Genomic DNA, 8,363 nt, shown 5'->3' with positions numbered 1-8,363 from the left:
TCTCTGTCCACCATCGCTGTTGCCGGCGACAAAGTCCGCATCGGCGCTTCGGTGACCATGGCGGCGATCGCCCGCCATCCGGACCTCGGCGCACTTGCCAAGGCCGCCCGCGCCGTCGGTGGCCCGGCGATCCGCAACATGGCGACCGTCGGCGGCAATCTGTTTGCCCCGGCTCCCTATGGCGATTTCGCTGTTGCCCTGCTGGCGCTCGACGCCATTGTCGGCACCGATGACGGCGAAACGCCGATCGAGATTTTTCTGGCCAAACGGGACGGCAGCCGCACCATCGTCACTTCCGTGAGCTTCACGCTTCCGAAGGCCGACAGTTTCCGCTTCCTGAAAGTGTCGAGGGTCAAGCCCAAGGGCGTCTCGGTGCTCAGCATCGCCAGCGTTCTGGAACGGGCGCCGGACGGCACCGTGTCTTCGGCACGGATTGCACTTGGCTGCATGGCCGATCGGCCAATGCGCGCCATAGCAGCCGAAAAAGCGCTGACCGGTCGTAGCTTGACCAAGGACAGCATCGCGCCGGCTTTAGCCGCAGCCAGTGATGGCACTTCGCCCATCACCGATCCGATTGCCAGCGCCTGGTATCGCGCTGAAGTCCTGCCGGTTCATCTCGGCCGGCTGCTGCTCGCATAATATGTCGTTCGGGGGCGCGCGTCTGTCCGAAAGTTCGGGCAGGCGCGCTGGGAGGAAAACATGGCAAAGGTTCCGGTTCAATTCACGCTCAACGGCTCGGAAAGGGCCGAATTCGTCGACAGCGGCACGACGCTGCTGCACGCCTTGCGCGACAAGATCGGCGACACCTCGCCGAAAGGCGGCTGCCATCAGGGCACTTGCGGTGCCTGTTCGGTCATCATCGACGGCGAACTCCGGCTCTCCTGCCTGACACTGGCCGAGACCTGCAACGGGGCGACCATCAGCACGACATCAGGCCTTTCGGAAAGCGGCGTCTTGCATCCCTTGCAGCGCGCCTTCCTCGACACGTTCGCCACGCAATGCGGCTTCTGCACGCCGGGCATGATCATGGCGGCCAAGGTGCTGCTCGACCACACGCCCAACCCCAGCCGCGAGGAGGTGGTCGAGGCGCTGTCGGGCAACATCTGCCGCTGCACTGGCTACGAGCCGATCATCCAGGCGGTGCTGACCGCCGCGCGGTCCAACTCGCAGAACGCGGCTTGAGGGGACAAAAAGAATGCAACTGCGCAAGAGCTACTTCGCCGATGTCCGCAAGGATGACCTGCACGAGATCGGCCAGCCAAGGCCGCGCTCGGATTCGCCCGGCCATGTCACCGGCAAGACCACCTTTTTCGCCGACCGCAATTTCCCCGGCATGCTGCACCTGAAGATGGTGCGCAGCCCGCATCACCATGCCCGCATCCGCTCGATCGACCCGTCGGAAGCGGAAAAGCATCCGGGTGTGGTGAAAATTCTGACCGCCAAGGACGTGCCGCACAACGTCTACACCATCCTGATCCTGATTCAGATCGGGCCGGAGGACGAGACCGTGCTGGCCGACGGCAAGGTGCGCTGGAAGGGCGAGGCCGTGGTGGCGGTGCTGGCCGAGACCGAGCGCGCGGCACAAGAGGCCGCCGCCAAGGTCAAGGTCGACTACGAAGTGTTGCCTGCCGTCTTCGATATGGAAGAGGCGCTGAAACCAGGCGCGCCGCTGGTCAACGAATATCACGGCCAGAATTACTACCTCTATGACAGCGGCGAGTGCCGCAAGGTGCGCTTCGGCGATGTCGAGGCGGGCTTCGCCGGCGCCGACCATGTGCTGGAGCAGAGCTACCAGTCCTCGCCGATCGAACACGCGCCGACCGAGACCACCGGTTGCGTCGTGGCGCCCGAGGGCAATGACCGCTTCACCTGCTACACCAACACGCAGGCGATGTTCTTCACCCTCGACAACACCTCGATCATTCTGCAGATGCCCGGCAGCAAATTGCATTTCGTCGGCGGCACCGTCGGCGGCGGCTTTGGCGGCAAGGTCGACGTGATCGTCGAGCCCATCGCCATCCTCGGCGCAAAATTAACCGGGCGACCGGTCTGTTTCATCTACAGCCGCGAGGAGGAGATGCAGATATCGTCACCCCGCGCGGCCGAAAAGGTCGTCATCAAGGACGGCGTCATGAGCGACGGCCGCATCGTCGCGCGCAAGGTCACTGGCTATACCGATGCCGGCGCCTATTCGCGCCACTCGCCCTATGGCGCGCAGAAGGGTGCGGGGCACTATCCCGGCCCCTACACCATCCCCAACGTCTGGATCGACACCTACTGCGTCTACACCAACCGCACGCCCTCCTCCGCCATGCGCGGCTTCGGCGTCACCATCGGCGACTTCGCGCTGGAGGTGCAGATGGACAAGCTGGCGCGGCTGATCGGCATGGACCCGCTCGAATTCCGCTTCATCAACGCCTATCGCGACGGCGACATGAAGGCGCATCGCCAGCCGACCGAGGGTGCGGCGCTGATCGAATGCATGCAGGAAGCCTCGCGCGCCGCCAACTGGCCGGTGGCGGAAAAATTCATGGCGATGTCCTCCTACGTGAAGGGAGCTTGAGATGGCGATCCGGCGTGGACGCGGCGTCGCCGCCATCAACTACCCCACAGGCATGAACCTCGGCGGCGACCCGACGCAGGCGCTGGTGCATTCGACGCCGACCGGCAATTTCATGGTGACGCTGTCATCGGTCGATCTCGGCCAGGGCATGAAGCAGATCATGGCGCAAATCTGCGCCGAGACGATCGGCGTGCCGACCGACCGCGTCGTCGTCGACACTGCCGACACCGACACGGGCCCGCACTGCATGGGCACCTTCGCCTCGCGCGGCACGCACCGCGCCGGCAACGCCGTCATCCAGGCGGCCAGGGAAGCCCGCCAGGTGATGCTGGAAGTGGCCGCCGAGGAGCTGGAGGTGAATGCCTCCGACCTCGAAACCGACGGCCAGGGCAACATCCTGGTCAAGGGCGCGCCGCAGAAATCGATCTCGATCTTCGATGTCGCGCTGTCGGCACATTTCAAGCGCGGCCGCTCGATTTCCGGCCGCGGCATGTTCCTGATCCCGCGCTCCTATCCGGAGAAGGAAACCGGTGCGATGAAGCCATCGACCTGCTACGCGCATGCCTGCACCGTGGCCGAGGTCGAGGTCGACGACGAGACCGGCGAAGTCACAGTACTGACGGTCAAGAACGTCTTCGAGATCGGCCGTGCGCTGAACCCGAAAATGGTTGAGCAGCAGCTGGTTGGTGGCTCCTGGATGGGCATCAGCCACGCACTCTACGAGACGACCGAGCCCTACTATCCCAACCGGGACCATGGCGGCACCGACTTCAACCAGTATCTCATGCCCGGCCCCGGCGACCTCGCCGAGACCGAAATCATCGTGCTGGAGCGTCCCTCCGCCGACGGCCCCTATGGCGCCAAAGGACCGGGCGAAATGTGCGCCAACCCGCAAATCCCCGCCGTCGCCAATGCCGTCTTCGACGCCATCGGCGTGCGCATCGACACGCTGCCGATCACGCCCGAACGGATCTTGCGCGCGCTGAAGGCGCAAGCGGCGAACTGAGGGCTGCAATGACTTTGACAAGCGCCGAGACTGTCGCGACCTCGCCGGAGGCGGTGGCGCAGCACCTTGCCGCCTCACGCTATCTGGCGGATGAAAGCCTTTCGACCGCCATCTTCCTGGCAATCCGGCTGGGCAAGCCGCTGCTGCTCGAAGGCGCACCGGGCGTCGGCAAGACGGAAGCGGCCAAGGCGATCGCCGAGCTGCTCGGCCGCGATCTGGTGCGGTTGCAATGCTATGAAGGCATCGACGCCGCGCACGCGCTCTACGAATGGAACTACCAGCGGCAACTACTCGCCATCCGCCATGCCGGCGAGCATGAAATCGACATCTATGACGACCGTTTCCTGATCGCCCGGCCGCTGTTGCAGGTGCTGAAGGCACCCGAGCAGCGCGTGCTGCTGGTCGACGAGATCGATCGCTCGGACCACGAATTCGAAGCGCTGCTCTTGGAATTCCTCTCCGACTTCCAGATCAGCATTCCCGAGCGCGGCACCATCCGCGCCACGGCACAGCCGATCGTCATCCTGACCTCGAACCGCACCCGCGAGTTGGCCGAAGCGCTGCGCCGCCGCTGCGTCTATCACTGGATCGGCTATCCCGACGCGGAGCGCGAGGCCGCCATCATCATGCTGCGCGCCGGCAATGTGGCCGAGGCTACGGCGCGCGCCGTGGCGGCAGCCGTGCAGTCCATCCGCGCTCGCCCGCTGGCCAAGCCGCCCGGTATCGCCGAGGCAGTCGAATGGGCCAATGCCGCGACCATTCTGGAAAAAGGCGGCAGCCCATGGCCGGAAGCCTTCCGCCGCGCCATCGGCGTGCTGATCAAGGACGAGGAAGACCTCTTTTACATCGCGCCGGAGCTTGGCCGGATCGTCGAGGAGGCGCTGGCGTGAGCGCGTTGCCTCGCGCGGCCACGCCCTTGCTCGGCTTCGGCCGGCTGCTGCGCCGCTACGGCTTTGCCATAGCATCCGAGCAGGTCTCCGGCTTCATGCAGGCGGTGACATTGCTCGGGCCGCGCTCGATGGCCGACATCCGCCAGGCGGCGCTTGCGACGCTGGCGCCGCCGCCCGACCGCCGCGACGAATTCGAGGCGCATTTCCAGAACCATTTTTATGGCAACACATCCGCCGTGGTCGAAGGCGACGCCGACGAGGAAACCCGCATCAAGGATGATGGCGGCGCGAGCCAGGAACAGATCGAGGTGATAAGCCAGCAAGAAGGCGGCGAACTCTCTTCCGGCGCCGAACAGTTGAGCACCCGCGACTTCCAGCGCGACGATGACGGCCTTGCCGCCTTCCGCCGCAAGCTGGCATCCGCCCTGCCCGCCCGCCGCTCCTTCCGCACCGTGCGCACACATTCGCGCGGCAAGCTCGACCTGCGCCGCTCACTGCGCGAAATCGTCAGCGCCGATGGCGATGTGCCCTCGCCGCTGCTGCGCCGCCGCCAGACCGTGCCACGCAAGCTGCTGATCCTGATCGACGTCTCCGGCTCGATGAAGCTGCACACCGCGGACTATCTCAAGCTGGCGCATGCCGCCGTGCAAGGCGCGGACCGCGCCGAGATCTTCACCTTCGGTACGCGGCTGACCCGCATCACATCGGCGCTGCGCATCCGCGATCGCGACCAGGCGTTGGCGCGTGCCGCGGCCCAGGTCGACGACTGGGACGGCGGCACCCGTATGGGGCCGACGCTGCTCGCTTTCCTGTCGGTGCCGCGCTTCTCCGCCTTCGCGCGCGGTGCCGCCGTCGTCATCCTGTCCGACGCGCTGGAGCGCGGCGACCATGCCGAGTTGGAAACAGCCATGCGTCGGCTGAGCGCCCGCGCCTTCCGGCTGTCGCTGGCGACGCCGCTGGCCGGCGATCCGCGCTTCCGGCCGGCAACGGCGGCACTTCGTGCCATCCTGCCTGACCTCGACGATCTCGTCGACGGCTCATCGCTTGCCGGCCTAACCGATTTCATCCTGTCGCTCGCCCGCCCAGCCCCAACGGCGGCGACAATCTGGAAAGGGGTCTCGTGATGCAAAAAACAATCGACGCGCATTTCCACATCTGGCGCCAAAAGGATCAGCCCTGGCTGGTCGGCCCGATGGTGCCGCGCATTTTCGGCCCCTACGAGCCGATCCGCCGCGACTACCCGATCGAGGAGTTTCTGGCCGATCAAAAAGGCGCAGGCGTCGAGAAGGCCGTCTATGTCCAGACCAACTGGGCCAAGGAGGATTTCGAGAAGGAAGTCGCCTTCCTGCAGAAGACCGCTGACGAGACCGGCTGGCCGCATGCCATCGTCGGCTACACCGACATGACCGTCGACGATATCAGGCCCCAGGTCGATCGCTTGAAAAAATATCCGCTGCTGCGCGGCGTGCGCATGCAGCTGCACTGGCACGAGACGCCGGCCTTCCGCTTCGCCGCCTCGGCCGACCAGGTCATCGATCCCAAGGTACGCGCCAATGTGGCGCGGCTCAAGGACTATGGCCTGGCCTTCGATCTGCAGCTCTTCCCTGCCCAGATGAAGGACGGCCTGACGCTGGTCGGTGAAAACCCGGAGACCAACTTCATCCTCACCCACGCCGGCATGCTGACCGGCATCGAGCCGGAGACCACCGAAGCCTGGAAGGAGGGCCTGCGCACGCTGTCGGCAGCGCCCAATTTCTACGCCAAGCTGTCCGGCCTCGGCACCTTCGTCCATCGCAACGACCCGGCGCTGATCGCCTATATCGTCGACAACGCGATCGACATCCTGGGCGCTGACCATCTGATGTTCGGCTCGAACTTCCCGATCGAGAAATTGTGGACCAGCCACGCCGAGCTGATCAGGGCGCACCGCGATGCAGTGGCCAAGCACGGCACGGCGGCGGAGGCGGATATCTTCTGGAACACGGCGGAGAAGGTTTACCGGCCGGTGTGAGGGCTAAAACCTGTCACTTGACCTCGAATTGCGGATCGACCGGGATCTGCATCGCGGTCACCAGATGATTGGTCTGGCCGGCGAGCCCGATGATCGACACCAGCTCGCCATGCTGCGCATCGGTCATGCCTTTCGCCCGCGCTGCCGCCGTGTGCGAGTGGACGCAGTAGGAGCAACCATTGGCGGTCGACACCGCGATGTAGATCATCTCCTTGGTCAGCGGATCGATGGCGCTGTCAGCGACCATCACCACCTTCAGCTGTTCCCAGATCCGTTTCAGCGCCGGCGGATCATTGGCCAGCCCGCGCCAGAAATTGTTGACGAAATCGGATTTGCGCGTCGCACGGATGTCGTCGAAGACGGCCTTCACGGCCGGGATCTTTTCCACCTCGGCATCGCTGAGAAGTCTTGTGGTGGCCATAACGTTTTCCTTCGTTGGATCGTTGCGTGAATTGAATCAGGTCTTGAGCAATTGCGGCCAATCCACTCGTCCGATTCACTTTTCCAGCGCCGGCGTCGAGATTCGGGTCAGGCCGAGTCGAAAATGGTGGGTTCCGAGAACCGGAGCGGAGCGTACTTTTCGTACGTGAGCACCGGAAGCGCAGGAAACCGCCATTTGCAGGCCGGCCTCACCCGAATCTAGTGCACCGCCGCGTACATGATCTTCTCCTCTGTGGCCTCCGCCGGCGAAAACTCCTCCACAATACGCCCTTGCCTACAGACAAGAATCCGGTCGGACAGGTTCATGATCTCCGGCAGGTAGGACGAGATGACGACGACGGCGAGGCCCTCATCGGCCAGCCGGTTGATGATTTGATGGATCTCGGCGATCGCGCCGACATCGACGCCGCGCGTCGGTTCGTCGAAGATGACGATGCGCGGCTTCTGCACCAGTCCCTTGCCGATCACCACCTTTTGCTGGTTGCCGCCGGACAGTTCGACCACGCGCGCATTGTCGTTGATCGCCTTGATGTTCAGTGTCTTCGTCCATTCGGCCGACAGCACGCGCATTTCCTGCGCATTGATCACCCAGGCCTTTTCGCGGCCTGCCGCCAGCAGTCCGCCGAACAGGTTCTCGGCAATGCCCATCGTCTCGAAAATGCCCTCGCTCTTGCGGTCCTCGGTGACGTAGACGATGCCGTCGGCCACCGCTTCGCTCGGCACGAGATAGCGCACTGGTCTGTCATCCAGTTCGATGGCGCCACCGCGCAGAAAATCGCGTTTGTAGATGCCGGAAACGATCTTGAAGGTCTCGGTGCGGCCGGAGCCGATCAGCCCGAACACGCCGGTGATCTGGCCCTCGAAGATCGAGAAGGACGTGTTGCGTACGACATTGCTCATCGAGATGTCCTGCACCGACAACACCTTCCGGCCCGCCTTGCGCAGCTTGGCCTCGTCGCGCTGCCGGTAGATCTGCCCTGACAATGTGCGCCCGACCATTGCGGAAACGATCCGGTCGCGGTCGAAGGCAGATGTATCGTCGGTGATGACAAGCTCGCCATCGCGCAAAATGGTGATGCGGTCGGCGATATCGAGCGCTTCTTCCAGCGCGTGGCTGATGAAAACGATTGAAACGCCGCTCGCCTTCAGCCGGCGGATCAGCGCGAAGAAATGGCGCTTCTCCTCCGGCGTCAGCGTCGCCGTCGGCTCGTCGAAGATGATGATATCGGCATTGTGGTGCACCGCGCGCGCGATCTCGACCATCTGCCGCTTGGCCGCGCCCAGCGTCGCCACCATGGCGTTGGGGTCGACGGGAAAATTCAGCGACTGCAGGAATTGTTGGGCCGAGATGTAGGTGCCGCGCAGCCGGTTGAGGAACTTTTCGGTGCCAAGATAGAGGTTCTGCGCCACCGTCATCGACGGCACCAGGCTGGTCTCCTGGAACACCATGGC

The 8,363-nt window shown here is 64.2% G+C and carries 9 protein-coding genes; 7 read left to right on the top strand and 2 right to left on the bottom strand.

Annotated features, from left to right (window positions below; translation table 11 throughout):
• The 7 genes from EN935_RS12990 to EN935_RS12960 all read left to right on the top strand — a co-directional run.
• On the top strand, window positions 1–639 hold a 639-nt coding region (locus EN935_RS12990), incomplete at its 5' end, for an FAD binding domain-containing protein (protein ID WP_127373359.1).
• A gap of 60 nt (window positions 640–699) precedes the next feature.
• Window positions 700–1,182 (top strand): (2Fe-2S)-binding protein, encoded by a 483-nt coding sequence (locus tag EN935_RS12985; protein WP_127263424.1) that lies wholly within the window; start codon window positions 700–702, stop codon window positions 1,180–1,182.
• Between the two features lie 13 nt (window positions 1,183–1,195).
• Complete coding sequence (locus tag EN935_RS42785) at window positions 1,196–2,563, top strand: xanthine dehydrogenase family protein molybdopterin-binding subunit (RefSeq protein WP_127263426.1); 1,368 nt, start codon at window positions 1,196–1,198, stop codon at window positions 2,561–2,563.
• 1 nt (window position 2,564) lies between these two features.
• A complete protein-coding gene (locus tag EN935_RS42780; RefSeq protein WP_109661024.1) occupies window positions 2,565–3,569 on the top strand; it encodes a molybdopterin cofactor-binding domain-containing protein in 1,005 nt (334 codons plus the stop codon).
• Between the two features lie 8 nt (window positions 3,570–3,577).
• Entirely contained in the window at window positions 3,578–4,459 is an 882-nt protein-coding gene (locus EN935_RS12970; RefSeq protein WP_127263428.1) for a MoxR family ATPase, read from the top strand.
• A gap of 5 nt (window positions 4,460–4,464) precedes the next feature.
• Entirely contained in the window at window positions 4,465–5,583 is a 1,119-nt protein-coding gene (locus EN935_RS12965) for a VWA domain-containing protein (protein ID WP_348629885.1), read from the top strand.
• Window positions 5,583–6,470 carry an amidohydrolase gene (locus EN935_RS12960; protein WP_164757645.1) on the top strand — a complete coding sequence of 296 codons (888 nt, stop codon included), beginning with the start codon at window positions 5,583–5,585 and terminating at the stop codon, window positions 6,468–6,470. The genes EN935_RS12965 and EN935_RS12960 overlap by 1 nt, the downstream gene beginning before the upstream one ends.
• A 13-nt stretch (window positions 6,471–6,483) precedes the next feature.
• Here EN935_RS12960 and EN935_RS12955 read toward each other — a convergent pair whose 3' ends face one another.
• Together EN935_RS12955 and EN935_RS12950 are read right to left on the bottom strand one after the other, a co-directional pair.
• Window positions 6,484–6,891, bottom strand: coding sequence for a carboxymuconolactone decarboxylase family protein (locus EN935_RS12955; RefSeq protein WP_109661016.1), 408 nt, complete (start codon window positions 6,889–6,891; stop codon window positions 6,484–6,486).
• A 218-nt stretch (window positions 6,892–7,109) separates the two neighbouring features.
• On the bottom strand, window positions 7,110–8,363 hold a 1,254-nt coding region (locus EN935_RS12950; RefSeq protein WP_164771107.1), incomplete at its 5' end, for a sugar ABC transporter ATP-binding protein.

The sequence above is a fragment of the Mesorhizobium sp. M7D.F.Ca.US.004.03.1.1 genome (genome assembly GCF_003998635.1).
Classification (GTDB): Bacteria; Pseudomonadota; Alphaproteobacteria; order Rhizobiales; family Rhizobiaceae; genus Mesorhizobium; species Mesorhizobium loti.
Note: the sequence above shows the minus strand (reverse complement) of the source record. Positions and strands in the feature narration are given on the sequence as shown.

What these genes read in the sequence shown, in the direction of transcription:
- EN935_RS12955 (WP_109661016.1), bottom strand. Translation starts at nt 6,891, where the DNA reads ATGGCCACCACAAGACTTCTCAGCGATGCCGAGGTGGAAAAGATCCCG.
- EN935_RS42780 (WP_109661024.1), top strand. Translation starts at nt 2,565, where the DNA reads ATGGCGATCCGGCGTGGACGCGGCGTCGCCGCCATCAACTACCCCACA.
- EN935_RS12970 (WP_127263428.1), top strand. Translation starts at nt 3,578, where the DNA reads ATGACTTTGACAAGCGCCGAGACTGTCGCGACCTCGCCGGAGGCGGTG.
- EN935_RS12985 (WP_127263424.1), top strand. Translation starts at nt 700, where the DNA reads ATGGCAAAGGTTCCGGTTCAATTCACGCTCAACGGCTCGGAAAGGGCC.
- EN935_RS12960 (WP_164757645.1), top strand. Translation starts at nt 5,583, where the DNA reads ATGCAAAAAACAATCGACGCGCATTTCCACATCTGGCGCCAAAAGGAT.
- EN935_RS42785 (WP_127263426.1), top strand. Translation starts at nt 1,196, where the DNA reads ATGCAACTGCGCAAGAGCTACTTCGCCGATGTCCGCAAGGATGACCTG.